This is a genomic window from Sorangium sp. So ce321 (assembly GCF_051530195.1).
Lineage (GTDB): Bacteria > Myxococcota_A > Polyangia > Polyangiales > Polyangiaceae > Sorangium.
Genome location: NZ_CP150329.1, coordinates 14,250,782 through 14,277,781, shown reverse-complemented (window position 1 = coordinate 14,277,781; position 27,000 = coordinate 14,250,782). Strand labels below are relative to the sequence as shown.

Sequence of the window (27,000 nt, the reverse complement as noted above, 5' to 3'; positions counted from 1 at the left end):
GCGCGCGCCTCCCCGGCGCCCGCGAGCTCAGCGTTCGAGATCGCCCGCGGCGCCCATCGCCTCCCTCGCCCGCACCGCCGCGACGAACGTGCCGAGGTGCACCTCGACCACCCGGCTCACGTCGGGCGTGTAGCCGCCCGCGAGCACCCACGCGATCGGGATCCGCCGCTCGAGCGCGGCCCGGAACACGATCTCGTCGCGCGCGCGCAGGTCGTCGTGCGTCAGGTCGAGCGGCGAGTACGGGTCCTCGCGGAACGGGTCCGCGCCGGCCTGGTAGAGGATCAGGTCGGGCGCCGCGCGGTCGATCGCGGGGCCGAGGTGCCGCGCCAGGATCTCGAGGTAGGCGGCGCCGCCGCTCCCGCCCGGCACCGGGACGGACCAGCTGTTCTCGGTGTCCGGGGCGCGCTCGGCCTCGACGTCCCGGTACGCCCGGTTCTGCTTGTACCAGTTGCCGTAGATGGAGAGCGCGGACGCCCACGGGCGCGACGCGAGCAGCGACGCGGTGCCGTTGCCGTAGTGGAGGTCCATGTCGACCACCAGGGCGCGCCGGATGCGCCCCTCGGCGCGCGCGCGCTCCAGGGCGACGACGAGGCCGTTGAAGGTGCAGAAGCCCTCGCCGTGATCGGCGTGCGCGTGGTGGAAGCCGCTCGCGAGGTTGCCCGCGACGCCGTCCTCGAGCGCCGCGAAGGCGGCGGCGACGCAGCCGCCGTTCGTGAAGCGGACCGCCCCGGCGAGCGCCGGCGACCAAGGGAACTTCTGGGACTCCGAGAGCGCCCGGGGCTCGCCGGTCGCGACCGCCCGGAGGTACTCGGGCGTGTGGACGCGGAGGAGATCCTCGTCGCTGACCGGCTCGGGCTCGACCACGCGCACCGGCAAGCCGCTCCGCTCGATCGCCTCGCGCACCAGGGCGAACTTGCGCATCGGCATGACGTGCTCGCCGATGTCCGCGAAGTAGCGCGGCGAGTGGAACACCCGGACCGGGCGCGAGGCGGCCGCGGCGGAGGTCACTTGCAGACCGACTCGACGAGGTCGAGCGCCTCGGCCACGTGGCGCGCGCCGAAGACCAGCGCCGGCCGGAAGCGGAGCGTGCGATCGCCCGAGCCGCCCACCTCGAGGCCGCGGTTGCGGAGCGCGGTGAGCGCCGCGTCGCGCCGGGCGGCGTGGGGGAAGTCGACCGCGGCGAAGGTGCCGGTGCCCCGGGCGCCCGAGAGCACCCCGGGGTAGCGGCGGCAGAGGTCCTCGAGCCCGGCGACCAGGCGCTCGCCGGTCGCCCGCGTGTTCTCGAGGAGCCGGTCGCGCTCGATGACCTCGAGGATGACCTCGAGCTGCGCGCCGCGGAGCGGGTCGCCGAGCCACGTGTTGAAGACGCGCAGCGGCTCGACCGGCGCGAGCTCCTCGCGGCAGTAGAAGCCGCCGAGCTGCATCTTCTTGGAGAACGTGACCATGTCCGGCGGCTCGGGCAGGTCCCACGCCTCGTGCGCCCAGAGCGCGCCGGTGCCGCCGCCGCAGGTCTGCACCTCGTCGATGATGAGCGCGACGCCGCGCTGCGCGGTCAGGCGGCGGAGCGCCTGGAAGAACGCGGGGCTCGCGTGGCGGTCGCCGCCCTCGCCCTGGATGGGCTCCACGATGAGCGCGGCGATCTCGTCCGGGTGCGCGTCGAGCGCCGCCTCGACCGCCTCGAGCGAGCGCGCCTCGGCGGCGCGGTTCTGCTCGGCGTGCTCCGCCTCGGGGAACTGGAGCGCGGGGAACGGCACGACGGGCCAGTCGAACGCGGGGATGTCGAGCTTGTGGATCGGCTTGCTGCGCGTCGCCGAGAGGGCGCCCATGCTGCGGCCGTGGAACCCGCCCTCGAAGGAGATCACCTTGAAGGCGTTCACGCCGGGCTGCTGGTTGAGCATGCAGGCGGCGAGGTCGCCGTCGCTCGGCTGCGCGCCGCCGCGCCGGCGCCGGGCGAGCCGGATGAACGCGGCCTTGAGCGCGTTCTCGACCGCCTCGGCGCCGGTCGTGAAGGTGAAGACGTGGGAGTGCCCCTTCGGCGCGACGCGCATCAGCGTGTTCTCGACGAGGTCGACCCACTCGGGCGCGGGCGCGACGCCGAGCGCGGAGCGGTAGCCGGCGCACCAGTCGAAGCGGCCGCTGCGCCAGGCGGCGAGCAGATCCGGGTGGTTGTAGCCGATGGGCACAGCGGCGATGTGCCCGTACACGTCGAGCAGCACGTTGCCGTCCACGTCGACCATGTAGTTGCCGAGGCTCTTCCGCGCGTCCTGGTAGAAGTGGATCGGCCGCGCGTCCTGGTGGCGGTGGTGGCGCGCGCGGAGCGCCTCGGACGCGGGCCCCGGGATCGCGGTGCGCATGGCGGCGCGCTCGGGCTCACCGGGGATGGGCGGGGCGATGCTGGGCTGAGCGTTCATGGTCGGACTCCAATGCAGCGGGCGCGGCGGGGCGTCACGCGGATCCGTCGCGCGCCGCGGCGGGCGCGGTAGGCCCAACGCGCACGACGATCGATTTCGACGCGGGGGTGTGGCTCTTCTCGGCGACGCTGCCGAGCGGCACGAGCACGTTGGCCTCGGGGAAGTAGGCGGCGACGTTCCCGCGGGGGATCGTGTAGAGCACGACCCGGAACGCGCGCGCGACGCGCTCCCCGTCGGAGAAGCGGCTCGTTATGTCGACGAGCTCCCCCTGCGAGAGCCCGCGCTCGGCCGCGTCCTCGGCGTTCATGAACACGACGCGGCGCCCGCCGCGCACGCCGCGGTAGCGGTCGTCGAGCCCGTAGATGGTCGTGTTGTACTGGTCGTGGCTGCGGATGGTCATCATCAGGAGCTCGCCGGGCTCGAGCTCGTGCCGCGGCAGCGGGTGCGCGATGAAGTTCGCCTTGCCCGTCGGGGTGCGGAACTCGCGCCGGGCCGCGGCGTTCGGCAGGGCGAAGCCGCGCGGGTCCCTGACGCGCGCGTTGAAGTCGTCGAACCCGTCGATCGTGCGCTCGATGAGCTCGCGGATCCGGTCGTAGTCGGCGGTGAGCTCCTCCCACGGCACGCGCGACCTCGCGCCCAGCGTCGCGCGGGCGAGCCCCGCCACGATGGCCACCTCGCTCCGCAACATCTCCGACGCCGGCGGGAGGGCGCCGCGCGAGCTCGAGACGACGCCCATCGAGTTCTCGACCGTCACGAGCTGCGGCCCTCCTGCCTGCACGTCGCGCTCGGTGCGCCCGAGGCAGGGCAGGATGAGCGCGCGCCTGCCCGTCACGAGGTGGGCCCGGTTCAGCTTGGTCGACACGTGCGCCGTGAGGTCGCACCGGGCGAGGGCGCGGGCGGTAAAGGTGGTGTCCGGCGTCGCCGAGAGGAAGTTGCCGCCCAGCGCGAAGAAGACGCGGGCGCGCCCGTCGGCCATCGCGGCGATCGCTGCGACCGTGTCGAGCCCGTGGCGGCGCGGCGGCGCGAAGCCGAAGTTCTTCTCGATCCGGTCGAGGAGCTCGGCGGGCGGGCGCTCCCAGATGCCCATCGTCCGGTCGCCCTGCACGTTGCTGTGGCCGCGCACCGGGCACGCGCCCGCGCCGGGCCTGCCGATGTTGCCGCGCAGGAGCAGGAAGCTCATGACTTGCTGCACGTTGGCCACGCCGTTCTGGTGCTGCGTCAGGCCCATGGCCCAGCACGCGATCGTGCGCTCGGACCGCATCGCGATCTCGGCCGCCGCCCGGATCCGGTCGCGCGGGACCCCGCTCTGCTCGACGATGTCGTCCCAGGGCGCCCTGCGCACGGCGGCCGCGAACGCCTCGAAGCCGTGCGTGTGGCGCGCGATGAACTCGCGATCGAGCACGGCCCCCGGCCTCCGCTCCTCCTCCTCGAGCATCTCCTTGATGAGCCCCGTGAAGAGCGCGACGTCGCCGTTGATGCGCACCTGGAGGAAGAGCGTCGAGAGCGTCACCCCCGGGCCGACGAGGTCGAGCGGGTGCTGCGGGTGCTGGAAGCGCTCGCTGCCGACCTCGGGGAGCGGGTTCACCGTCACGATCTCGCAGCCGCGCTGCCGCGCCTCGCGCAGCGCCGAGAGCATGCGCGGGTGGTTCGTCCCCGGGTTCTGGCCGACGACGAAGATCGCGTCCGCGAGCTCGAAATCGTGAAGGGATACGGTGCCTTTGGCGACGCCGATCGCCTCGCGTAGGCCGACGCCGCTCGACTCGTGGCACATGTTCGAGCAGTCGGGCAGGTTGTTCGTCCCGAGCTCGCGCACGAAGAGCTGGTAGAGGAACGCCGCCTCGTTGCTCGTGCGCCCCGACGTGTAGAAGACCGCCTCGTCCGGCGAGCTGAGCGCGCGCAGCGACGACGCGACGATGTCGAGCGCCTCGTCCCACGACGCCGGGCGGTAGTGCGACGCCCCCTCCTCGAGCAGCATCGGCTGGACGAGCCGCCCCTGCTTGCCGAGCCAGTGGTCCGACTGCCTCGAGAGCGCCTCGACGCTGTGCTCGCGGAAGAACTCCGGCGTGACGCGCGCGAGCGTCGCCTCCTCGGCGACCGCCTTGGCGCCGTTCTCGCAGAACTCCGCGACCGAGCGCTTCTCCTCGGGCTCGGGCCAGGCGCAGCCGGGGCAGTCGAAGCCCTCGCCCTGGTTCACGCGCAGCAGCGTGCGCACCGCGCGCGCGACCCCCATCTCGCCTACCGCGTGCCGCAGCGTCGCGCCGACCGCCGCGAGGCCGCCGGCCGCCTCGCTGCGGCCGCCGATCCGGGGCGCTTCGGGCTCGAGCGGCGGCTCGGCCTGCACGTCGCGCAGCACGTCGCGCGCCGTCACGACGCCGCCTCCACCGCCGGGGCGGCGATGCGCTCCGCGCCGGCGTACACGTTGAACCGCGCGTCCCGGGCGAAGCCCACGAGGGTCATGCCGTGCGCCGCGGCGAGCTCGGCGGCCAGGCTCGACGGCGCGCCGACCGCGACCATCACCGGGATCGAGGCCCGGAGCGCCTTCTGCACGAGCTCGAACCCGGCCCGCCCGCTGACCATGAGCACCGCGCCCGGGTCGGGCAGCCGCCCGGCGAGCAGCGCGGCGCCGACGAGCTTGTCGACGGCGTTGTGACGGCCGACGTCCTCGCGGATGTCGACGAGCGCGCCGCGCGCGTCGAAGAGGGCCGCCGCGTGCAGCCCCCCGGTCCGCCCGAACACCGGCTGCGCCTCGCGGAGCCGCGCGGCGAGCCCGTGCACGACCCGCGGCGCGAGCCGGGGGACGCCGCGCGCGAGCGGCGAGGGCGGCGCGAACGACGCCACGTCGATCGAGGCCTTGCCGCAGACGCCGCAGCTCGCGTTCGCGACCGCGAGGGCGCGCTCGGTGCGCCCGAGGTCGACGGTCACGCCGTCGGCGAGCGTGATGCGCACGAGATCGCCCGAGGGGCCGGGGACCTCGTCGACGGCGACCACGTCGGCCGCGCGCGAGATGACCGCCTCGGCGAACAGGAGCCCGATCGCGAGCTCGCGATCGTGGCCGGGCGTGCGCATCGTGATGCCCAGGCGGCGGGCGGCGCGCTCCTGCGAGGCCAGGGGGAGCGCCCCGCGGGCTCGCGCGACGACGACGACCTCGAGCGGCGCCTCGACGGCGAGCTGATCCTCGGCGTCGGCGGCGCTGTCGTTCGTGATCCTGCGGATCGACACGTGGGTGGTGCTTGAGGGCATGGCTGCGTCCGGCCTCCCCACATCCTATTCCCTTGCGACCGACCGTCGAGCAGGAGCGGCCGGCGCCGGCCGAGGAGACCGCGGCGCGGCAGCGCCCGCCTGCATGGCGCCGCGACGCGAGCGCCCGCCGCAGACCGTCCGGAGACAGGGCTGTCACGGCGGTCAGGACCACGTGGGCTGTCGCGGCAGTCAGGTGCGCTGACAGCGCCCGTGTAGGACGAATCCACTGAGCAGGCGCGCTCCTCGCCTCGCGCGTCCGACCGAGGCGAGGACTCCGCGTGGTGGAGTTCTGTTATGGTCGAATGTGCTGGCGTGCATTCCTGTGCTCGCGCGCGGCGCCTGCTCGACGCGGGCAGGAGGGCGATCCGCGCCGCCGGTGGCGCCCCGCGACGGGGCGAGAAAGAAAGAGAGCGACCCGTTGAGTGATCTCGATTTCACGTTTGCGTGGGAAGGAGCCTCCGGGCTTTCCGGCCCCTGGGACCACCTGCGCGTCGTCAGCTTCCGGGGCGCGGAGGGCATCTCCACGCTCTACCGTTACGAGATCACCGCCATCACCCGAGATCCTGCGCCCGAGGTCGATCCGGAGGAGCTCATCCAGGCGCGGGCGACGCTCCGCATCGCGACGGGGACCCTGCCCGCCTACCGCGTCGTCCACGGCATCATCACCGAGGCGGAGGAGCTCGGCCCGATCCACGGGGGCATGGCGTACCGGCTCGTCCTCTCGCCGCCGCTCGCCCGCGCGGCGCACCGCACGCGGTGCCGCGTCTTCCTCGAGAAGACCACGCGGCAGATCATCGACGCTGTCCTCCAGGGTGACCCTGCCCTCCAGCGCGGCGGCGGTGGGGTCGAGCCCGATGACGGCGTTGCCGACTTCAAGCCGGCGCAGGAGCTCTTCACCTGGCGCGTGTCGGACACCTCGCGCATCGATGCCGTCGCGGCGAGGCGCTACTGCGTGCAGTACAACGAGAGCGACCTCGCCTTCGTGTCGCGCCTGCTCGAGGAGGAGGGCATCGGCTACCACTTCGAGAACGGCGGCGGCGCGTGCCTGCTGGTGCTCTCCGACAAGGACACGGGCCGCGCGCGGCTCGAGCCGTTCCTGCCGCTCGGCGCGAACCTGCGCGGCCGGGAGGTGACCACGATGAAGCTCGGCGCGCGCCTGCGCCCCCGCAAGGTCACGCTGCAGGACTACAACTGGAAGAAGCCGGCGCTGAGCATGGCGGTCGAGGAGGACGCGGGCGGCGGGGATCTCGTCGAGCACGAGTACCCGGGGCGTTACCCCGACACGCCGGACCAGGGCAGGCCGCTCGCCGCGGCGCGGCGCGAGCGGCTCGAGGTCGAGGCGAGCTACGCGGTGGGCGACGGCCCGAGCCGCGTGCTCGCGGCCGGGACCATCTTCGCGCTCGAGCACGAGCGGCCGCGGCACGAGGGCGAGTACCTGGTCACGCGGCTCGACGTGCGCGGCGAGCAGCCGGGGGTGCTGCCGCCGTCCGCGAACGTGAACGTGCCGCAGGACGTGGTGCCGTATGCGTGCGCGTTCGAGTGCGCCCGGCGCGGCAAGGCGGGGTCGGCCGCCGAGTCGCGCTTCCGGCCCGCGCGGATGACGCGGAAGCCGCGCATCGTGGGCTCGCAGACGGCGTTCGTCACGGCGGAGCCGTCGGCGTCGGGGCAGGAGATCCACATCGGCGGGCCGCCGGGCGCGGAGATCGGGTGCGTGCGCGTGCGCTTCCACTGGGACCAGGACGGCGCGCGGCAAGGCGCGGAGCCGACGTCGTGCTGGGTGCGGGTGAGCCAGGTGTTCGCGGGCGCCGGGCAAGGGGGCGTGTTCCACCCGCGCGTGGGCGCGGAGGTGATCGTCGACTTCGAGGACGGGGACCCGGACCGGCCGCTCGTGGTGGGGCGCGTGTACAACGGCCAGAACGTGCCGCCGACGGTCGTGCCGACGGTGAGCACCTTCAAGACGGACACGAGCCCGGGCGGCGGCACGCACAACGAGCTGCGGTTCGACGACACCGCGGGGGCGCAGCAGATCTTGCTGCACACGCCGAAGGACTGGAACAGCGAGGTCGGCAACAACCGCAGCGAGACGGTGGCGGTCGACAGCACGTCGAGCGTCGGCGCGAACCGGAGCGAGGCGACGGGCACCGACCGGAGCACGATGGTCGGCGCGAACAACGCGGAGGTGGTCGGCGCGAACGAGACGGTCACCGTCGGCGGGAACCAGACCATCGGCGTGGGCGGGGATCAGGACACCGGCGTCAGCGGCAACCAGAGCGTCGGGGTGCAGGGCAACCAGAGCGTCGGGGTGCAGGGCAACCAGAGCGTCGGGGTCGAGGGCGACCAGACCGTGGCGGTCAGCGGCAACCGGACGCTCGCGGTGACGGGGAACTTGACCGACGCCGTCACCGGGAACCGCGCGGTGTCGGTCACGGGGGACGACGCGACCTCGGTGCAGGGCAAGCAGTCGATCAACGTCGTCGGCGTCCAGGTGACCGCCTACGACGCGGATCATGCGCTCCTCGTGAAGGGGAAGCACGGGGTGCAGGTCGACGGCGAGCAGGTCATCGGCGCGAAGGCGAAGCAGGTCGTCGTGTCGGAGACAGAGCAGATCCTCAGTGCGCCGAAGCAGCAGATCCACGCCGACACGACGCAGGTGCTGAGCTCGGACACCTTCAAGGTGGTCGCGGACACGTCGGCAGTGATCGACGCGCCGAAGGTCGTCGTCTACGGCAAGGAGGAGGTGGGCATCGGGGGCGTCAAGCTCGTGATCTCGTTCAGCGGGGATATCCTCATCAAGGGGAAGAACATCACCCTCGACGCGTCGAAGGTCGAGATCAAGGGTGGGAGCACCGTCACGGTCGACGGCGGGGAGCTGGTCGACGTGAAGGCGGCGCTGATCAAGCTGAACTGAGCCGGCGTCGGCCCCCTGGAACCGCCGCTCGTCGACCCGCAGGAACCCGCGCTGTGGCGATTTGAAGCACGAGCGGCGTCAGCCCGAGCGATCCGTTATTTCATCGATAAAGTCCTGGATGAACTTGTTGGGCTTACCTGCTTCCCCGGTCTCCAGCAGAACGACGACGTCGGGTCTGTGGCTGAGCAATAACTCTTGCAACACCACGCCGCGGCGCTTGTTGGCTTCGGAGAGCACCGCGGAGCCCTTCCAGTCCTGCGCGTTCCAGACCAGGAGCTTTCTACCATCCGGCGTTGTGTACAGTATCGCAGCGTGATCGCTCGCCGATTGCAGCCCGCGTAAGTTGTCTCTACGAAAAGCCTCGGGGGCGCCCTTCCAGACGGGGAGCCCCGAAGCATCATCGATGCGCGTAGGAGCCGGCCACGCAGCATCACCCTTCGCGACGTAAGCCCAGTCGAGCTCGCTTTCGCCATGGGTGCCGTGGTGCGTCGGCTTCCCCGTGGAGAGGGGAGTGAAGTCCGAGGTCTTCCCCACGTTTCGTGGGGAGCGCCGAGATGGCCCTGCACTGCCAGCCAAAAGCGAAGGGTCGACGGGTTTGTGATTCAGATCGCCACCGACGAACTGAAGCTTTTCCCCGAACGTGCTCTTCATGTCTGTTCGCAGCTCGAACAGCTGCTGCTTCGACGCCCCGCTGTTGGCGATCGCATGAATAAAAGCAAAGATCCTGTTATCAAACTCGAGGATAAGCGGCGACCGATGCTCACCCTTGCCCAGCGGAAAGGTCCGCGCCTCCACGACAATGTCTTTCTTGTAAAAATACGTAAAAGCTTTGTCATGATGCGAGACGGAATCATCCCTACCCATGCTGATCGGCTCTGTGTAGGAGTACCTGAGCAATGGCTTATCCCCATGCCTCCTCCCGCGCTCCAATTGGTCGTGCTGTGCTTTAACCCCGGCCGCCGCGTCAGCCTGAGCTCTTTTGATGAATTCGGACTCCAAGGTCCCAAGCTCGACCTTTATGATAAACTTTTTTCGGAAATTCTCCTTTCCAATAAATCGACCGATCGATTTCCTATAATATTTGGCGTATTTCTTGAAAGTCGGCGTATTTTCTTTGATTGGATGCTTCTGGACGAACTCTTGCCATTGCTTTTCAGAATGCAATAGCCCGAGCACATCCACGTCGACCAGCGGATTTGCCGGATACGCGTACAGGTTGACCCCGCCCTCCTGACCAGCGGGATCGGACTGTAGATACCGACCGAGTCGAGGACTATAGTAACGAAATCGGTTATAATGAAGTCCCGTCTCTTCGTCGAAGTGGTGCCCCGGAAAGCGCGGCGCATAGGTGATCGACGCGCCGGGATACAGCACAACGGCCCCGTAGGGCTCGACATGACGCGCCCGCCAGACGATGGTGCCCGCCTCGTCCTCAATGTGCAGCGGAAGCCCCGCCTGATTGCAGATCGGGTAGTACGCGTGCCCGCTCGCCGGATCCGCATCCACGCTCGTGTAATCGATGAACATCAGCGGGACGAGCGCCTCCGGCCCCGCGTAGATGTATATCCGCACCACGCCCGTCGGACCGATCTCCGCAGCGAGCCGGTCGCCGTCCCAGAAATACTCGGTTCGATGGCCGCCGAGCGCCTTCCAGAGGCGCCGGCCGATCCCGTCGTAGCCGGCCGTGAAGCTCTCCTCCCGGCCGCTCCACGACACCCTTACCAGCATACCGAGGCTGTTGTACTGATAGCGTGTCACCTCCCCCGCTTCGTCTGTCCATTCAGCGAGGTGGTTTCGCTCGTCATAGCCGAACCGCTCGCGGCCTGCCGTGGAGAGGCGGTTGCCCTCGAGGACCTCGGCGCGCGGGAGCCCCGGCTTCTCGCGCACATTGCCAGCCACGTCGAGGACGATCGCCGATGCCACCCCGTCTGGGCCCACCTCCCCGACGAGGCGGTGCGCCGCGTCGTAGCTGTAGTGGGTCACGCCCGCGTCGCTGTCGTCCACACGCAGCAGATCTCCCTCGGCCGAGTAGCTGTAGCGCACCGACCACAACGCGAGCGCCACGCCACGCTTGCGCCACATGGCGCGACCGGTGCAGCGACCCTCCTCGTCGTACGACGAGAGCACCGAGCTCCCGCTTCCGAGTTCCAGGAGCACGCCGCCGCGGTCGCCCCGTATCCGATGCTCGCCTCCCACCGGGGATTCGATCCACGACGAGCCATCAGGTTCGGTTCGATAGAAGACGGTAAAGCGTCCGAGATACGTCGTATGCTCGAGCGTATCACCCGAGTAGCCGTGCCTCACGCCGCGTCCGTCGCGCTCGTCGAAGACGAGGCGCCTCCCCGCGTCAAAGCGCCGGTGCACCTCCACGTCTCGCGTGGAGGCGCGCGTGACCTCGCCCCGCTCGTCGTATCCGTACCGAAACACCTCGCCCGACGTGAGGGTGTACTCGGACGGTAGGCTGTCATCACCGATCACGCAGCGAACAAGGACCTCGCCTGCAGCGTCGCGCTTCTCGACAAGGCGATCGCCGGCGTCGTACGAATACTCCTCGCGCACCACGCCATGCCGCACGACACGTACGAGGCGGTCCTTGAGATCATAGTCGTAGCGACTCTCGCTGCCGCCTGGATCAACGATGCGAGCGACGCGCTCGTGCGCGGTGTAGTCGACGCAGGTGCGGTTGCCGAGGGGATCGATAATCGCGCCGATGAGGTTCCACGACGAGATCTCGACGCGGTGCTCGCGCCCGTCGCGGTCCACGAAGCGGACGGGGTTACCGTTGGCATCGTAAGCCCACGACTGACGCCGACCAGAGGCGTCCGTCTCGGTGATCAATCGCCCGAGGGGGTCCCACTCTCGCGACAGCTCCTCCGTCGTCGGTGCGTCGCTCGGAAGCGTGGCAAGGAACGCCTGGACCTGGCCTGGCAGGGTGTAGCGCCAGTCATCCAAGCCGGTGTGCGTGTCACCCGGCGCCCCCCATTGCTGCGTCAGCGCGGAGTTGGCGATCTGATGAGCGGGCGGAAGCGGGGGGTTGGGCTCCACATCGAGCGGCGGATGCAACCCGCCATAACGGTCGACAAGCCCGTAGCGCTCTCCGTCGCGGTTGTAGAAGAATTCCCATAGTGTTCTTCCGTCTGCGCCGATCTCGCTCGTGACCCTGCCCTCGTCGTCCGTCACAAGGCGGCGCTGACCGCCATAGGGGTCGCGGATGCAGGCGAGGGTCTGATTCTCGTCGTACCCGTAGATCCACTCGCCGCCGTCGGCCTGGGTGATCACCGTCTGGCGGTTCTCGGGTTCGTAGCGCAGCGCTACCCGCCAGAGGCCATCATCGCCGTGCTCTTCGACGCACCGTCCCTGAGCGTCATACGCGAAGTGAAAGCTGTACCCGTTGCGGTCCGTCATGCGCACGAGGCGATGGGAAGAGTCGTAGGCGTAGCGGCCCCTGGCACCGACCGCGTCCTGAAACAGCACGAGGCGACCAGCGTGATCATAGGCGTAAGCGGCGATGAGCGGGAGCTCGCGCTCGCCGCGCGGACCGCGTCGCACCTCGACGATGTGGCCGCGGTCATCGAGAGCGAGCCGTGTCTCGATCGCGGCGGCATCGGAGGTCTCGTCGATGCCTCGCAGCTGACCTCGGTCGTCGTACAGGAAGCGCATCCGTACCTCAGCCGTGTGCATCCGCGCGAGCCGAAGCTCGCAGCCGGCGTCGGCGCGCCGCTCTCGTACGAACCACATGGCGAGCTCGTCGCGGCGCTCGAGCTCGTAGGTGACGGCCGCGCCGTCGACCCAGACGCGGAGGACGTACCCTCCCCGGGACGTCTCCTCTCCCGCGAATCGCGGCAGCGGGATCTCGACGGTCTGCCCACGAGCATCGGTATACGCGACCTGATCGAGGTCGACCTTCAGCCGGTGCTCGTAACCATGGCGGAACCCGCGACCCATCTGCCCTTCGCGGTCGGCGCCTGCGCTCGTGTAGTTGCGCTCCCACCGAAACCCGACAGGTGCCGGCTGCTCGTAATCGAGGAACTCGTCCTCATTCGCGCCGGTGATGGGGTCGATGGGATGTCCGCGGCGCTTGCCCTTATCGATCGGATGCTTGGACTTTCGTTTTCTCCCCTTCGACTTGCCCAGCTTGCCCAGCCCCCTTGCCACCGCCGACCACGGCGGCATCGGAAACCCGCCGATGAGCACGTTGGGGTGCCCCGTCAGCACCGCGCCGATGCACGGCGGCGTCCCCGGATCCATCCCCATCAGCAGGCTCAGCGCCAGCGCCGCCGCATCCAGCCCCGCCTGGATCCCGGTGATCTTCGCCGACGCCTCGTCCGCCGCCGCCTCCTCGAGGTTCTCCTGCTGCTGCTCCGCCGCCGCGGCCGCCGCGGCTTCCTGCGCGGCCGCGAGCTCCTCCGGCGTCATCTTCGCCGCTTCGCTCGGGTCGATCGCCTTCGGCTCCACCTTCTTCGCCCGCAGCCGTTTGGCGCGCTCCGCCTTGGTCACCGCGTCGAGCGCCTCCGCCCCGACCCCCACCACGCCCATCCCCACCGAGGCCACCTTCATCAGCGTGGCCATCGCCCTGGCCGCACCGGCGCCGGGCATGCAGTGCATCGTGATGTCCAGCATCCGCGCCGCCCGCGCTCCGCCGAAGAACACCTTGCTCGACCCGGTGAACACCTCGAACGGCGGCGCGAACGTCCCGCACAAGAGCGATATCCCCATGTCCCCCGCCCGCGCCGCGGGGATCCCGTTGATCAGCACCGACGCGCACCCCGCCAGCGCCACCGGGCCGAAGCTCGGCAGCGGGATCGGCATCGCCGGCGGGTGCAGGTGCACGTGCGGGATCCCGAGGTGCAGCATCCCCAGCGTCGCCGCGGGCAGCTCGATCAGCTTCCCGATGTCCCGCGTCGCCAGCGCGAAGCCGTCGTTCAGCAGCGTGATCGGCAGCATCATCGCGTTCAGCGTCCCGCCGACCGCCGCGTTCGCCTTGTCCAGCGTGCTCGCCTCCGGGTCCGACAGGGGCTGGAACGCCGCGTGCGCGTCGTTGATGTCCCCCGCCAGCACGTCCAGCGACGCGTCCCCCGTCGGCTTGATCAGCGACGTCGACGCCTCCGCCTGGTCGGCGGCCGACGCAGCCGCTCCGCTCGCAGGATTTCCTTGTGTCCTCATGCCGCGGCCCTCAACGGGTGCTCGTGCGCCTCGCGCGCGTCTGCCTTCATCGACTGCATCGCCGTCTCGAGCTCGGCCTCGCAGGCGCGGCGCTCACCATTCATGTACATGGCTTTGCAGGCGCGTGATCACGCGCTCCAGCGCTGACTATAGCGGGGACCTTCAAATCGGAGAAGGCGTTCATGCGCATTCGTGTTGGAGGAGGTGCGCTGACGTAGACGGTTGAATCACTGCCGGCGCACCTGGACGTCGCCCTGTGCACGATGGCGTGGGCCTCGCCCTGTACCAGCGGCATCAGCCTGGAGCCGCCGAAGAACACCATAAGGTTGGTATCCCGGTCACAGCGTACGGCGGCGAGTTGGTCGACTCGTCGCCGCGAAGTCGCAGCAGATCGGCGAGAGGACCACGCAGGCGCTGGCCTCGGGCAAGCTCAAGGTCGGCGCGAAGACGTCGGCCCCGGTCGCCTCGAAGAAGGTCGACCTTCACGGCAAGAACGAGATGAACCTCTCGGGAGGCAAGCTCGTGACCTCGTTCGGCTGGGACATCACCATCAAACGGGCGAACATCACCCTCGAAGCGTCGAAGATCGAGCTCAAGGTCACGGTCGACGGCGGCGAGCTGGCCTACGTGAAGGCGGCGCTGATAAGCTGAACCAGCTTCCTCGGAGCTTCGCGCCGCGGCCGCCCTGGTCTCGAGCGCCAGGGAGCCCCCCGTTGGGAGCTCTGACGCTAGAGACCAGCGTCGCGCCTCGACCCTCACCGCGCGCGGTGGACGAGCGGCTCATCGAGAGCTTTTCGGATCCTTCGTCACTGCAGGCGGCGGCGGCGTGAGCGCAGGCGCGGGTTGAGCCGATGGCGGCGAGAGCACGATGGGAGAGCGAATCGGATCCTTCGTCACTGCAGGCGGCGGCGGCGTGAGCGCAGGCGGGGGTGGAGGCGGTGGAAGCGAGACCACGATGGATATGCCGGTCCTGCCATAGCCCCCATCCTTTTCGGGCGTTCCCGTGATGCTCTTGCCGGTATCAGGATCCATGAAGTTCTCGTCCGGGCGCACGAGAACCCAGTGCAAACCTAGCCCAGCGACCGTGACGACACGGAGCTCACGTTCGTTTCTCCCGAGACTCGGCCGCTCAGGTATGATGTTCTCGTCTTGCCGTCGTAGCTTATCATACTCGCTGGAAAACCACCAGTTGATGGCCTGCGTCTTAAAAGGTATCGGCACCTGGTGTATCCGGGCCTGTAGCCCCAAATCCCGAGCTGTATTGAGCACATCGCTCGGCATGGAGTACTTTTCTCCGGGGGAGGTATGGTTGTAAATCTCGAGTTCCACGAGCCTGGCGTCTGGGAGAGGCTGGTTCGTGATAGTCCGGTTGGTCCAGCCTTTGGCGTAGTTTTCCGGAGTCTTACTGATGCCTAATTCCATCGCGGCGACCAGGAGAGCGGATGCCCCGCACGAGAGGTTTTTGGTCTGCTGGTAACTGAAACGGCGCGGCGTGTCCTGGAGGTGGACTCCGGGGTGCTGGGCGGTGCTGCTGCTCGGTCCGCCGTGCGGCGTGAGCCCGAGCACGTCCACGCGGACCAGCGGGTTCGCGGGGTACGCGTAGAGGTTGACGCCTCCCGATTGCCCGACCGGGTCAGGCTGGAGATAACGGCCGAGGCGCGGGCTATAGTAGCGGAAGCGGTTGTAGTGGAGGCCCGTCTCTTCGTCGTGGTAGTGCCCCGGGAACCGCAGCGCATACGAGATGGTCGAGGCTGGATCGACGGTGATCGTCCCATAGGGCTCGACGTGGCTCGCCCTCCAGACGACGTTGCCCGTCCCGTCCTCGATGTGGAGCGGCACCCCGATCTGGTTTCCGATGGGGTAATAAGGCCGGCCGCTCTCGGGCGCCGCGTCGGTGCTGTCGTAATCGATGAACAGGAGCGGGACGAGCGCCTCCGGCCCAGGGTAGACGTAGATCCGCAGCGCGCCCGTGGGCCCCACCTCGGCCGCCAGCCGGTCGCCGTCCCAGTAGAAGTCGGTGCGCTCCCCGCCCGAGGTCTTGTGCACGCGCCGGCCGATCCCGTCGTAAGCGGCCGACCACGCGCCGTCTCGCCCGCTCCGCGAGATGCCCACGAGCATGTCGAGGCTGTTGTAGTGATAACGCGTCACCTCGCCCCCCTCGCCCGCCTGCTCGGCGAGGTTGTTGCGGCCGTCATATCGGAAGCGCTCGCGCCCGCTCGCGTGCAGGCGATTGCCCTCGAGGAGCTCGACGCGCTCGATGCCCGGCTTGGAGATCACGTTGTCGGCGGCGTCGAGCACGACCTCCGCCGTACCGCCGTCCGGCCCTGATTCGCGGACGAGGCGGTGCGCGGCGTCGTAGGTGTACTCGGTCACGCCGCGGGCGTCGTCCTCCACCCGGCGAAGCTCCCCTTCGGGCGAATACACGTACCGGACCGACCAGAGCGCCGTCTTGTCCCCTCGCATCCGCCACATGACGCGCGCGAGGCACCGCTGCTCGTCGTCGTACGAGGACAGCATGCTCGACCCGTTTCCGAGCAGCGTGACGACGCTCCCGTCCTCGCGCCGCTGGATCCGCTGCTTTCCGCCGTCCGGCGCCTCGATTTCAAGGGAGCCGTCCGGCGCGCGACGGTACGTGATGGTGAATCGGCCAAAGTAGGTGGTGGAGCGAAGCTCGCCCTGGTCGATCTCATGCTTCGTGCCGCGGCCGTCCCGCTGATCGAAGATCACCCGGTTCCAGTGGTCGAGCTGGCAGAGCACCTCCACCTCGTCCGTCGAGGCGCGCGTGATGCGGCCGCGCTCGTCGTACGCGTACCGGTGCACCTCCCCTGACGCGAGGCGGCGCTCGGAATAGAGGCCGTTCGCTCCGGCCGAGAAGCGCACGAGCACGTTACCCGCCCCGTCGCGCTTCTCGACGAGCTCGTTGCCCGGGCCGTACGCGTACTCTTCCCGCAGGACACCGTGCCGCCACACGCGCGTCAGCCGGTCCTTGAGGTCGTACTCGTACCGGCTCTCGTTCCCCTTCGGATCGACGATCCGCGCGATCTCCTGGTGCGCGGTGTACTCGTAATGAGTCCGGCTCCCCAGCGGATCCACCGTCGCGCCGGTCAGGTTCCACGATGTGGTGACGGTCCGGTGCTCACGCCCGTCGCGATCGACGTGGCGCACCACGTTGCCGTTCGGGTCATACGCCCACGACTGCCGGTGCCCGGCAGCGTCGACCCGCTCGATCTCCCTGCCAAGCGAGTCTCGCCGGATCTCCGGCGCGCGCAGGTCGCGCGGCGTGGCCGGCACGGCCGCCAAGGCGGCGGGCGGCAGCCCTTCGGCGGCCGCCCGCGGCACCGGGAGCGCGTCGAGCGAGCGGCCCCACTGCTGCTCCCGGGCCGTCTCCGCCACATAGACCGCGAACGGGTTGGGCGGGTTGGGCACCTCGTCGAGCGGCGGGCGTGGATGGCCGAACGGGTCGACGACGGCGACGTTCCTCCCGGTGGCGTCGTAGATCAGGCGCAGATCTCGACCGCCTACCCCGATGTCGCGCACCACCCTGCCGTCCTCGTCCACGATCCGCCGCCGCGTGCCCCCGTAGGGATCCTGGATGGAGACGAGCGTGCCATTCTCGTTGTACTCGATGATCCACTCGCCCCCGTCCGCCTTCGTGACGAGCGTCCGCCGCCGCTCAAGCTGGTAGCGCAGCGCGACCCGCCAGAGCCCGTCGTCGCCGTGCTCCTCGATGCATCGCCCCTGGTCATCGTAGGTGAAGTGGAAGCTGTAGCCGTTGCGGTCGGTCATGCGCGCGATGCGCCGGCCGGCGTCGTAGGCGTAGCTGGCCTTGGCCCCGAGCGCGTCTTGGAACAAAAGCAGGCACCCCGCGCTGTCGTATCCATAGGATGCGATGAGCGGCAGATCCCGCTCCCCGCGCCGACCCCGGCGCACCTCGACGATATGGCCCCTGTCGTCGAGCACGAGCCGCGTCTCGATCGCGCCCGCGTCCGACGTCTCGAGCATGGCCGTCAGCCGGCCCAGGGCGTCGTAGACGAAGCTCACCTGCGCTCCCGGGCCGCGGAGGCGCATGAGCCGAGGCGCCGCGTCGCTGCGCGGCTCCTTCACGAACTCCATCATGGGCTCGCCCGAGCGCGCGAGCTGGTAAAGGGTCCCCGCGCCCTCGGCCGAGATGAAGAGCGCGTAGCCGTCGCGATACGTCTCGCTCTCCTCCCGTCCGGGGAGCGGGAGGTCGACCGTTCGTCCCTCGGCATCCGTGTACGTCACCTGGTCGAGGTCGACGGTGAGGCTGCGCTCGTAGCTGTGCCGGAACCCACGGCCCATCGGCCCGTCGCGATCCGCGTCCGCGCTCGTATAATGACGACCCCAGCGAAACGGGATCGGCCCCGGCTGCTCGTGATCGATGAACTCGTCCTCGTTGGCCCCGGTGACCGGGTTGATGGGATGGCCAGGGCGCTCACACTTGTTGTTGTCTGTCTTCTTGACGTTTCTCTTGCTCCTTGGCTTCCTCCCGAGCTTCCCGAGCCCCCTCGCCACCGCCGACCACGGCGGCATCGGAAACCCGCCGATGAGCACGTTGGGGTGCCCCGTCAGCACCGCGCCGATGCACGGCGGCGTCCCCGGATCCATCCCCATCAGCAGGCTCAGCGCCAGCGCCGCCGCATCCAGCCCCGCCTGGATCCCGGTGATCTTCGCCGACGCCTCGTCCGCCGCCGCCTCCTCGAGGTTCTCCTGCTGCTCCTCCGCCGCCGCGGCCGCCGCGGCTTCCTGCGCAGCCGCGAGCTCCTCCGGCGTCATCTTCGCCGCTTCGGCCGGGTCGATCGCCTTCGGCTCCACCTTCTTCGCCCGCAGCCGCTTCGCCCGCTCCGCCTTGGTCACCGCGTCGAGCGCCCCCGCCCCGACCCCGACCACGCCCATCCCTACGGAGGCCACCTTCATCAGCGTGGCCATCGCCCTGGCCGCACCGGCGCCGGGCATGCAGTGCATCGTGATGTCCAGCATCCGCGCCGCCCGCGCCCCGCCGAAGAACACCTTGCTCGACCCGGTGAACACCTCGAATGGCGGCGCGAACGTCCCGCACAAGAGCGATATCCCCATGTCCCCCGCCCGCGCCGCGGGGATCCCGTTGATCAGCACCGACGCGCACCCGGCCAGCGCCACCGGGCCGAAGCTCGGCAGCGGGATCGGCATCGCCGGCGGGTGCAGGTGCACGTGCGGGATCCCGAGGTGCAGCATCCCCAGCGTCGCCGCGGGCAGCTCGATCAGCTTCCCGATGTCCCGCGTCGCCAGCGCGAAGCCGTCGTTCAGCAGCGTGATCGGCAACATCACCGCGTTCAGCGTCCCGCCGATCGCCGCGTTCGCCTTCTCCAGGTTCGTCGCCTCCGGGTCGGACAGGGGCTGGAATGCCGCGTGCGCGTCGTTGATGTCGCCCGCCAGCACGTCCAGCGACGCGTCCCCCGTCGGCGATATCAGCGGCTTCGGCGCCTCCGCCTGATTGCCGGCCGCCGCGGCCGCTCCCGTCGCAGCGTTTCCTCGTGTGCTCACGTCGCGGCCCTCAGCGGGTGCTCGTGCGCCTCGCGCGCGTCCGCCTTCATCGACTGCGTCGCCGTCTTGAGCTCGGCCTCGCAGGCGCGGCGCTCGTCCTCCATGTACATGCCCTTGTAGGCGGCGATCAGGCTCTCCAGCACCGAGCGGTGCCGCTCGTGGTACGCGAACGTCTTGCCGAGGGCCGCCGCCTCCTTCCACACCAGCACGGCGCCCGTGGCGTCGCCCGTGCGGTACCGCGCGATGCCCTGCTTCTCCAGGGCGTCGGCCTTCACGAACGGGTTCATGAGCTTGCCGGCGATCTGCCCGGCGAGGCCGAAGAACCCCTCGGCGTCGCGGTAGTCCTTGAGCTCCAGGCTGGTGTCGCCGATCGCGTACGTGAGGTTCAAGAGGACCGGCAGCGCCTGCGTCGACATCACCAGCGCGAGCCCCTGGTGGTACTTCACCCTGGCCTCCTTGACGTCCCCCATCTGCCGGAGCACGTCGCCCACGCCGAGGAGGGTCACGGCCTGCATCACCGGCGCGTCGTGCGCCGCATAGTACCTGTAGAGCGCTCCGTACTTCTCGAGCGCCTGCGGGTAGCGCCGGTAGGCGTAGTCGAGCCCCGCGAGCTGCAGGAGCGCCTGCATGCGATCGGCGACAGGCAAGCTCCGGTCGCCGGCCTCCTTGACGAGCGCGTCGTTCAGGGCCGCCGGGCTCATGTCGAGCTCGTAGAGCAGCACCCCGGGGGCCTTGCTCTTGCGCAGCGGCGGGAACAGGAACGGGGCCGCGCGGTCGTCGCGCGCGATCACGCGCAGGCCCCGCATCCACGGCTCGGGCCCCTTCGCGGGCACGAACTCGCCGACGAGCCGCGCGTAGCCCTCCTGGTCGGCGATCTGGAGCGGCAGAAACCCCCAGATCACGCGGTGCCAGCCCTGCGCGGGGACGAGCGAGGAGACGTGATCGATCGCCGCGCGCACGCGCGCGCCCGGCGCGGCCGCGACATCGTCGCAGACCGCGGGCAGCGGCGGAAACGGGCCCTCGCCCTGCGCCGCGCGGGGCGCCCTGGCGACCTCCATCTGGAGCCGGAGGTTCTTCATGATCGCCGAGGCGTACTGCGCCGCGTCGGTGAAGGTCTCGCCGAAGACCAGGAAGATGTCCGAAGGGGCCGTGTCGTCCATCCCCTCCAGGGTCTTGAGCACATACGACATCTCCGGGTCGGCGCAGCTCACGACCAGCAGGAGGTTCTCGCGCTGGTCGACGAACTCGTCCAGTGTCGCCTTCAGTTCATCGAGCTTGCGCCACATCGCAGACAGGCCCTCTCGGTCAAAGGTGGTTCCAAGCGATCACGTCACTGCGCCCGCAGCGCGGCGAGCGCGGCGCCCACCTCGCTGAAGAGCCTCGGGTCCGCGGCCGCCTTCTTCGTCCAGAGACGCATCACGTGCATCAGCGCGGGGCGCTGGATCCTGAGCTCGTCGAGGACCGGGGCGCTCTGCTTGCGCTCCACGGCCACGACGAGGCGCGCGTACTCCGCCGGGGTGATCGGGCCGCGGAAGCGCTCCACGGCGGCCACGTAGGCGCTGTCGTACGCGCTCCGCAGCCGACCCGCGCCGTGCGCCGCGTCCTTCTTGATCGCGTCGGCCCAGTGGCGGTCGATCGCGCTCCACGCGCGGTCGCCGAGCTCGTGCGAGGCCAGCACGTCCGCGCGCGGGGCCCGCCCCTCGGCGATCTCGGCGGTGACGGCCGCGAAGCGCTCGAGCGGGAAGCTCGCCGGGTCGGGCTCGGGTGGCGCGGGCTCGGGCGCCGGGGCCGCCGCGGGCGCGGGCGCGGGCGGCGCCGCCGGGCTCGCGGGCGCGGACGGCTCGAAATACGGCACCGTGCCGGGCGCCGGAGAGGGGGCGCTCTGTGCGGCCTGCGCGCGCTCGGCGACGGGGCCCAGCAGGGGCGGCTGGGCCGGCCAACCGATGTACTGCTTCGGCGCCGGCGCTGCCCAGCCCTCCGTCAGCGAGGCGCCGAGCGCTGGCTCGTCCGCGGCGCCCGGCGGCGCGGCAGCGGGCAGCCACGCCGGCGCGACGGGCGGCGCCGCCGGCGCGACAGCGGGCGGCGCCGCCGGCGCGACGGCGGGCCCCGGGAAAGGCAGCGCGCTCCTGGGCTGCGCGCCTGCGGGCTCGTCGACCGAGACCTCCAGCGTGCCCGAGGCGACGCGCTCGGTCCGCGCGCGCGACGCGGAAGGGACCACCGGCGGCAGCGCGGGCGCGGCCCCGGGAGGCGGCTCCTGGAACGGGAGAGCTCGCGCGCCGCTCAGCGCCTCGTCCGGCAGATCCGGGACATCCTGCGTGGTGGCGACCCAGCGCGGCGCCTTCGGGCGAGCGATCGCGGGGAGCGGCGCCACCCCCGGCTCGCCGCCGGGCGCGCTGGCGGCGGTGTCCCGCTGCGGCGCCGACGGAGGCGCCGCCTCGCGGATCACGACGGCGAGCGGCGCGCCCTGCGGCCGGAACGGGTGAGCGGGGCGCGACGCAGCCTCCAGCGCGTCCTCCGAGATATCGGCCGTCATCGCGGCCGCCGTCAGCCCCCGCGGCGCGCGCCCCGTCGCGCCCACCACGATCGCACCGACCGCCGGCGCCGCGCCGACCGCCGGCGCCGCGTCGCGCGACGGCGGCGCGCGGTCCTCGAGCCGCTGCGGCCACTCGAGCGGCGCTCCGGCCTGCTCGACCCCCGCGACGACGCGCACGCTCGCGAGCGCTGCCTCGCTCGGGACGGGGAAGCTGCGCCGGAACACGAGCGTGCAGCGCTCCTCCTCGCCGTCGATGCGCAGCGTGTCGGCGTTCAGCGCGAGCAGCTGCCCCTCCTCCACCCCGAAGGCGGAGAGCCCGTGGACGCGCGCGAGCCCCCGCGCCTCGGGCAAGCGCATCTTCAGGTGAGGCACCGCCCGGTGCAGCCCGTGGAGCACGAGCCACTCCCCGCCGCGCAGGTGATCGATCCACTGGTCGGGCGGCGCTGACTGGAAGTAGGACCAGTCGAACGGCTCGGGGATCTCTTGAATGGGGCCCTCGAGCGCCGAGGGCGAGGTGCCCCCGAGCAGCCGCTTGCGCGCGGGCCACGCGCGGGCGATCGGGCCGTACCCCGCCGGCCTCTCGGGCCGCAGCGGGTCGAGCACGCTGGGCTGCTCCTTTCCGGCGTTCGGGTCGACGCCGAGCGGGTTCTCCTGCCCGTCCGCGCCGCGGTGCGCCCGCTCGTAAACGATGGGCAACGCGTGGAACGGAGTCGTGTCCTGGACCAGCAGGCTCTTGTCGAGGACCGCGCGACCCCGGTCGAACATGGCGAGGCGCACCGGCAGCGACTGCACCGAGGTCCCGGGCGGCGCGCACGCGTGCCCCGTGAAGAGCACGTCGGCGCGGGCCAGGTAGGGGGCGAGATCGCTCGTGAAGCGGACGCTGCTCAGCGGGCTCCCGTCGTGATGGACGTTCGCCGTGAAGATCTCCTGCGGCGCGACCCGCGGCGTCTCCGCGTCGGGCGCGAACGCGAACGTCGCCTTCGCGATCACGGTGACGTTGAGCTGCCCCCGGGACCGCCAGGCGACGGCCGCGGCCGCCGCGCCGGGCAGCGCCACGACCTGGTCGCGCGCGATCGCGCTGTGGGCCACGCCCCTCACCACACCCCTCGAGCGCCGACCACCGTCGCCCCGGGCCCCGCCGCGATCACGCCCGCGCCGACCCACCGCGGCGCCGCGCGCGTCGCGCCGACCACCGGGCCGTCCTGCTTCGGCTCGGTCCAGTAGAGCACCGCCGCCGCGCCCAGCCCGGCGAGCCCCACCCCGAAGCCGATGGTGCTCACGAGGCCCGTCGTGCGCGCGCTCCGCGTCGCGTCGAACCCGGTCACGTCGCACGCCTCCTCGCGGCTGTCCCCGATGCCGGCGCCGCAGTGCTCCGCGACGACCGACCTCTTGCCGAACGTGAGCGCCCCCATCACCCCGCCGAGGACGACCCCCGCCGCCCCGACGCCTCCAGCCACGTAGACAGCGGCGCGCCGGCCTGACGAGACCTCGCCGCCGCCCTCGGAGGCGGGAGGCGGCGGCGCGACCTCGCGGACCGCCGGCGGCGCCTTCACCTCGAGCGTCAGCTGCTGCTTCTCGCCCTCCGCGATCGCGACGCGGCGTTCCCACACAGGCCCTCCCGGCGCCCGGGTCGACACCACGTGTTCCCCCGGATCCACGGGCAGCCCGACGCCCAGCGAGGCCTCGCCCAGCGTCTGGCCGTCGCGCGTCACCACCGTCCCCGCCGGGGCGTTCGGCGGCAAAACGAGCGCGAGCTCGGGCACCCGCGGGGCCAGGCGCGCGCGCTCCTCTCGCGCCGCTGCCGCGCGCTCGGCCTGCCGCCCCCGCTGGTCCGGGGGCATCCGCTCCACCAGCGAGAGGAAATCGTTGAGGCGTGTCACCGCCGTCGCGACGCGGCCCCACTTCGACTCGCAGAAAGCCAGCGTGAAGAGCGTGCCCGGCCGGGGGTCGAGGCGCTGGCTCTCCGCGAGCGCCTTGCAGCCGGTCTCGTACCGGCCCGCGTCCATGTCGGCGAGGCCCCGGTCGAAGAGTACCTCCGCGGGCGCGATGTCCTGCGCCGCCGCCGGAGCGGACACGAAGAGCGGGACGAGGGTCCAGAGGAGCAGCGGACACCGGCGAGCAGAAGAGGGCATGTTCTGGCGTTTCCAGCGGCGGGTGAAGGAGCGAGCGGCGGGGGCGTGCGGCGTCGAGGCGGCGGACATCGCCCTCAGTCTCGTCCGAACAGGCGGCGGGGCGATCGCGGCGGTGCCGGCGGCCTCTGGGTGCCCGGCGCCGGCGGAGCCGCGCTCGCGCTCGCAGGCGCCGGCGGAGCCGCGCTCGCGCTCGCAGGCGCCGGCGGAGCCGCGCTCGCGTCGGCCACGGGGGGCGTGGGCTGCACCGCCGGCTCCAACGCCGCCGGGGAGCGCGCGGTCGAGGGCGGCGGTGCGCCCGCCTCCTCCGCGCGCACCGCGGCGATCTCCGGCGCCCCGGCCTGCGCCGGCGCGCCCTCGCTCCTCGGCCGCAGCGCGAGCCAGCCCCCCACGCCCAGCGCCGCGACCCCGAGCGACGCCACGGCCGCGACGAGCGCTCCCCTGCCCTGCCGCCGCGCCGGCACCGAGGAGGAGACGGCCGCGCCCATCGACGTCCCCGCGAACGGGACCGGCGGCCTCTCCGGCGAAGCGGCGCGCTCGCGCTCCGGATTCGAGCTCGCCGCCGGCACGGCGCCCGTCACCGCGGCGGCCACGCCGGGCCAGACTGGCGCGCTCGAGAACGCCGCCGGCACCCCGACGCTCGCCCCCGCGTCGAGCACCGCGCCGAGGGCCCGCACCGCCTCCGTCGCCGTCTGGAACCGCGCGGCAGGGTCCATCGCCGTGGCCCGCGCGAACCACGCGTCGAAGCCCGGCGGCAGCGCCGCGCCCTGCGCGCGCGCCCGCTGCACCGGAGGCTCCTCGGGGCCGCGGGAGGCGATGAGCGCGAAGGCGATCACGTCCTCTGCGCTGCTCGCCTCCGGGCCCCAGTAAGGGATCCCCGCGAGCAGCGTGTACGCCATCATGCCGAGCGCATAGACGTCCGCCGCGCCCGTGAGCCGCGAGCGGGAGCGGAACTGCTCCGGCGCCATGTAGAGCGGCGTCCCGAGGGTGCGCGTGGCGCCGGCCGCGTTCGAGCCCTCCACGACGAGCTTCGCGATGCCGAAATCGAGGATCTTCACGCACGGCGTCCCGTCCTGCCGCTGCGTGATGAAGAGGTTCTCCGGCTTCAGGTCCCGGTGCACGATGGAGGCCGCGTGCGTCTGGTCGAGGGCCAGCGCGGTCTGGTGGAGGTAAATCATCGCCTCGCCGGGCGGCAGGCCGCCGAGGCGCTCGACGCGATCGCCCAGCGACTCGCCGCGGAGCAGCTCCATGACGAGGAAGGGCATCCCGGTCGCCTCGTCGACGTCGGCGTCGAAGACATCGACGATGTGGTCGCTCTGCACGTTGGCCGCGATCCGCGCCTCGCGCAGGAACCGATCGCGCATGTCCGCCTGCGCGAAGAGGTGCGCGTGCATGACCTTGAGCGCCCGGCGCCGCTCCGTCCCGAGGTGCACCACCTCGTACACCGCGCCCATCGACCCCGTGGCGATGAGCCTCACCACGCGATAGCGGCGTGCGAAGACCGTGCCCTCGACGAAAGTAGCCGACACTGCAGCAGACTGCCGTGAACGGACGATAGCGTCAAGGACGGCCGGGATCACGCGATCGGCCAGAACTTCAGAGACAAGCCATCGAGATGTCGCCTACCCCCGATACCCCCGACCTGCGCAGTCACGGCGTCCTCGCGCAGCGGACCCCCTGGTTGTGCCAGCCCCCCGCCGGTTCAGCGCCGCCGCGCCTGTAAGGGGAAAGGTAGTCTTTGGCGGCGTCCCAGGTCCCGCCGCGGTAGACCCGCGCCGTCGCCGGCGTCAGCTGGGCACAGCTGTTGTCGCACGGCTCTGGATACGTCCCGCGCCAGTCCAGCAGCCACTCCCACATGTTCCCCGCCATGTCCGCGTGACGCCACTTCCCGTCACCCAGCGGCGATGTCCACCCGACGGGCAGGATATCTGCGAACCAGCATTCAGGTGCCCCATCCGCCGCGCATTCATACGACGCCCGGCGCACATCGAGGGTCGTGTCGTCCGGCGGATCCGACCACGGATACACCCGCTGCTCGTCACCGCCCGCCGCCGCGTAGCCCCACTCCGCTTCCGTGGGCAGCCGGCCCCCGTCCCACGCGCAGAACGCGAACGCCATGAACCAGCTCAGGCAGTTGATCGGCAGCGTCTCGTTCGCGTCCGCGCTGTCCGTCCACGTCTCGTACGCGTACTGCTCGCTGCAGTCCAGGGACGCGATCAGCCCGGCCCGGTCCGCAGGCAGCTCCCCGTCCCACGCGGCGTCCCAGCCGCTCCCCTCGATCGCTGGGTGTGCTCCCGCCCCGCTGGCCGGACGGCTGTCGGGATAGGCGTCCACGAACGCCCGGAACCTCCCCACCGTCACCTCGAACCGATCCAGCCAGAAGTCGCTCACCGTGGCCGGAGCAGGAGTGCCCGGGTCGCCGGTCCGGTTGAAGGTCCCTGCGGGAACCAGCTCGGCCGCACAGCAATCTTCATTTTCGGACAGCCCGCAATGGGTCGGCAGATCACGGCAGCTCGGCCTGCTCGGCTCACCTCCTCCGCCGCCGGCTTCGCCCCCCGCGCCGGCCTCGCCCCCCGCGCCGCCCTCGCCGCCGCCTCCCCCCTCTGCTCCGGTGGTCTCGCCCCCCACGACGAAATACTCCCTGTCCAACCCCGCGAGCGCCGTACACCCGCCGGCCAGCAAGGCCCACACCGCCCCCAGCCGCCTCACGTCTCCTGCCCTGATCATCGCTCTCCTGACCGTTCACGCCACCACGGCGCCGTGCCGTGCTGTCCCTGCGATAGCGCTGGCATGGACGAAATACTGGCAGATAGCAGAGAACAGCGTTGGAAGAGGAAATGGATAGGAATGAGGAGCGCTGGTGTCCCACCCCTCGATCAAGCGAGATCAAGCGAACGAGCTCAGGCGGCGCGCTGGCTCTACTGCGGGAAGTCGGGCTGGGAAGCGAGCTGCCATGACGCCGAAATCGCCAGGAAACCAGCGAGATGGGGAGTGGGAGGAGGAAGCGCCGGGACAGCCCTTCCCCTCTCCCTCGGTCGGCCTCGGCGCCATGGCGGGTTGTCTCCTGATCGGGGG

The 27,000-nt window shown here is 71.1% G+C and carries 13 protein-coding genes; 2 read left to right on the top strand and 11 right to left on the bottom strand.

What is annotated here, in order from left to right; genetic code table 11:
- Window positions 1-27: 27 nt before the first annotated feature.
- The 4 genes from WME89_RS53035 to WME89_RS53020 are packed head-to-tail and all read right to left on the bottom strand — an operon-like array spanning window position 28 to window position 5,651.
- A complete protein-coding gene (locus WME89_RS53035; protein ID WP_438007098.1) occupies window positions 28-1,008 on the bottom strand; it encodes a histone deacetylase family protein in 981 nt (326 codons plus the stop codon).
- On the bottom strand, window positions 1,005-2,411 hold the full coding sequence (locus WME89_RS53030; RefSeq protein WP_438007097.1) for an aminotransferase class III-fold pyridoxal phosphate-dependent enzyme: 1,407 nt from the start codon (window positions 2,409-2,411) through the stop codon (window positions 1,005-1,007). The genes WME89_RS53035 and WME89_RS53030 overlap by 4 nt, the downstream gene beginning before the upstream one ends.
- Before the next feature lie 34 nt (window positions 2,412-2,445).
- The gene (locus WME89_RS53025) at window positions 2,446-4,779 is read right to left on the bottom strand and encodes an FdhF/YdeP family oxidoreductase (protein WP_438007096.1); all 2,334 of its coding nucleotides are present in this window, start codon (window positions 4,777-4,779) and stop codon (window positions 2,446-2,448) included.
- Window positions 4,776-5,651 (bottom strand): formate dehydrogenase accessory sulfurtransferase FdhD, encoded by an 876-nt coding sequence (locus WME89_RS53020; protein ID WP_438007095.1) that lies wholly within the window; start codon window positions 5,649-5,651, stop codon window positions 4,776-4,778. The genes WME89_RS53025 and WME89_RS53020 overlap by 4 nt, the downstream gene beginning before the upstream one ends.
- A 418-nt stretch (window positions 5,652-6,069) precedes the next feature.
- Here WME89_RS53020 and WME89_RS53015 point away from each other — a divergent pair, with 418 nt between their 5' ends.
- Complete coding sequence (locus WME89_RS53015; protein WP_438007094.1) at window positions 6,070-8,559, top strand: type VI secretion system Vgr family protein; 2,490 nt, start codon at window positions 6,070-6,072, stop codon at window positions 8,557-8,559.
- 78 nt (window positions 8,560-8,637) lie between these two features.
- Here WME89_RS53015 and WME89_RS53010 read toward each other — a convergent pair whose 3' ends face one another.
- Complete coding sequence (locus WME89_RS53010; RefSeq protein ID WP_438007093.1) at window positions 8,638-13,722, bottom strand: RHS repeat-associated core domain-containing protein; 5,085 nt, start codon at window positions 13,720-13,722, stop codon at window positions 8,638-8,640.
- A gap of 498 nt (window positions 13,723-14,220) precedes the next feature.
- Here WME89_RS53010 and WME89_RS53005 point away from each other — a divergent pair, with 498 nt between their 5' ends.
- Window positions 14,221-14,373 carry a hypothetical protein gene (locus WME89_RS53005; RefSeq protein WP_438007092.1) on the top strand — a complete coding sequence of 51 codons (153 nt, stop codon included), beginning with the start codon at window positions 14,221-14,223 and terminating at the stop codon, window positions 14,371-14,373.
- 129 nt (window positions 14,374-14,502) lie between these two features.
- Here WME89_RS53005 and WME89_RS53000 read toward each other — a convergent pair whose 3' ends face one another.
- From WME89_RS53000 to WME89_RS52975, 6 genes are all read right to left on the bottom strand, one after another.
- Entirely contained in the window at window positions 14,503-19,263 is a 4,761-nt protein-coding gene (locus tag WME89_RS53000) for an RHS repeat-associated core domain-containing protein (RefSeq protein WP_438007091.1), read from the bottom strand.
- On the bottom strand, window positions 19,260-20,549 hold the full coding sequence (locus WME89_RS52995) for a hypothetical protein (protein ID WP_438007090.1): 1,290 nt from the start codon (window positions 20,547-20,549) through the stop codon (window positions 19,260-19,262). Before WME89_RS52995 ends, WME89_RS53000 begins: the two co-directional genes overlap by 4 nt.
- Window positions 20,550-20,593: 44 nt before the next feature.
- Window positions 20,594-22,885 carry a DUF2169 domain-containing protein gene (locus WME89_RS52990; RefSeq protein ID WP_438007089.1) on the bottom strand — a complete coding sequence of 764 codons (2,292 nt, stop codon included), beginning with the start codon at window positions 22,883-22,885 and terminating at the stop codon, window positions 20,594-20,596.
- A gap of 5 nt (window positions 22,886-22,890) precedes the next feature.
- On the bottom strand, window positions 22,891-23,928 hold the full coding sequence (locus tag WME89_RS52985; protein ID WP_438007088.1) for a hypothetical protein: 1,038 nt from the start codon (window positions 23,926-23,928) through the stop codon (window positions 22,891-22,893).
- Window positions 23,929-24,002: 74 nt separating this feature from the next.
- Window positions 24,003-25,454, bottom strand: a complete 1,452-nt coding sequence (locus WME89_RS52980; RefSeq protein WP_438007087.1) for a protein kinase domain-containing protein — start codon at window positions 25,452-25,454, stop codon at window positions 24,003-24,005.
- Between the two features lie 121 nt (window positions 25,455-25,575).
- On the bottom strand, window positions 25,576-26,652 hold the full coding sequence (locus WME89_RS52975) for a formylglycine-generating enzyme family protein (protein ID WP_438007086.1): 1,077 nt from the start codon (window positions 26,650-26,652) through the stop codon (window positions 25,576-25,578).
- Window positions 26,653-27,000: the final 348 nt, after the last annotated feature.

Coding starts and splice junctions, on each gene's coding strand:
- WME89_RS53005 (WP_438007092.1), top strand. CDS start 14,221: ATGAACCTCTCGGGAGGCAAGCTCGTGACCTCGTTCGGCTGGGACATC.
- WME89_RS52985 (WP_438007088.1), bottom strand. CDS start 23,928: ATGCCCTCTTCTGCTCGCCGGTGTCCGCTGCTCCTCTGGACCCTCGTC.
- WME89_RS53030 (WP_438007097.1), bottom strand. CDS start 2,411: ATGAACGCTCAGCCCAGCATCGCCCCGCCCATCCCCGGTGAGCCCGAG.
- WME89_RS52975 (WP_438007086.1), bottom strand. CDS start 26,652: ATGATCAGGGCAGGAGACGTGAGGCGGCTGGGGGCGGTGTGGGCCTTG.
- WME89_RS53020 (WP_438007095.1), bottom strand. CDS start 5,651: ATGCCCTCAAGCACCACCCACGTGTCGATCCGCAGGATCACGAACGAC.
- WME89_RS52995 (WP_438007090.1), bottom strand. CDS start 20,549: ATGTGGCGCAAGCTCGATGAACTGAAGGCGACACTGGACGAGTTCGTC.
- WME89_RS53010 (WP_438007093.1), bottom strand. CDS start 13,722: ATGAGGACACAAGGAAATCCTGCGAGCGGAGCGGCTGCGTCGGCCGCC.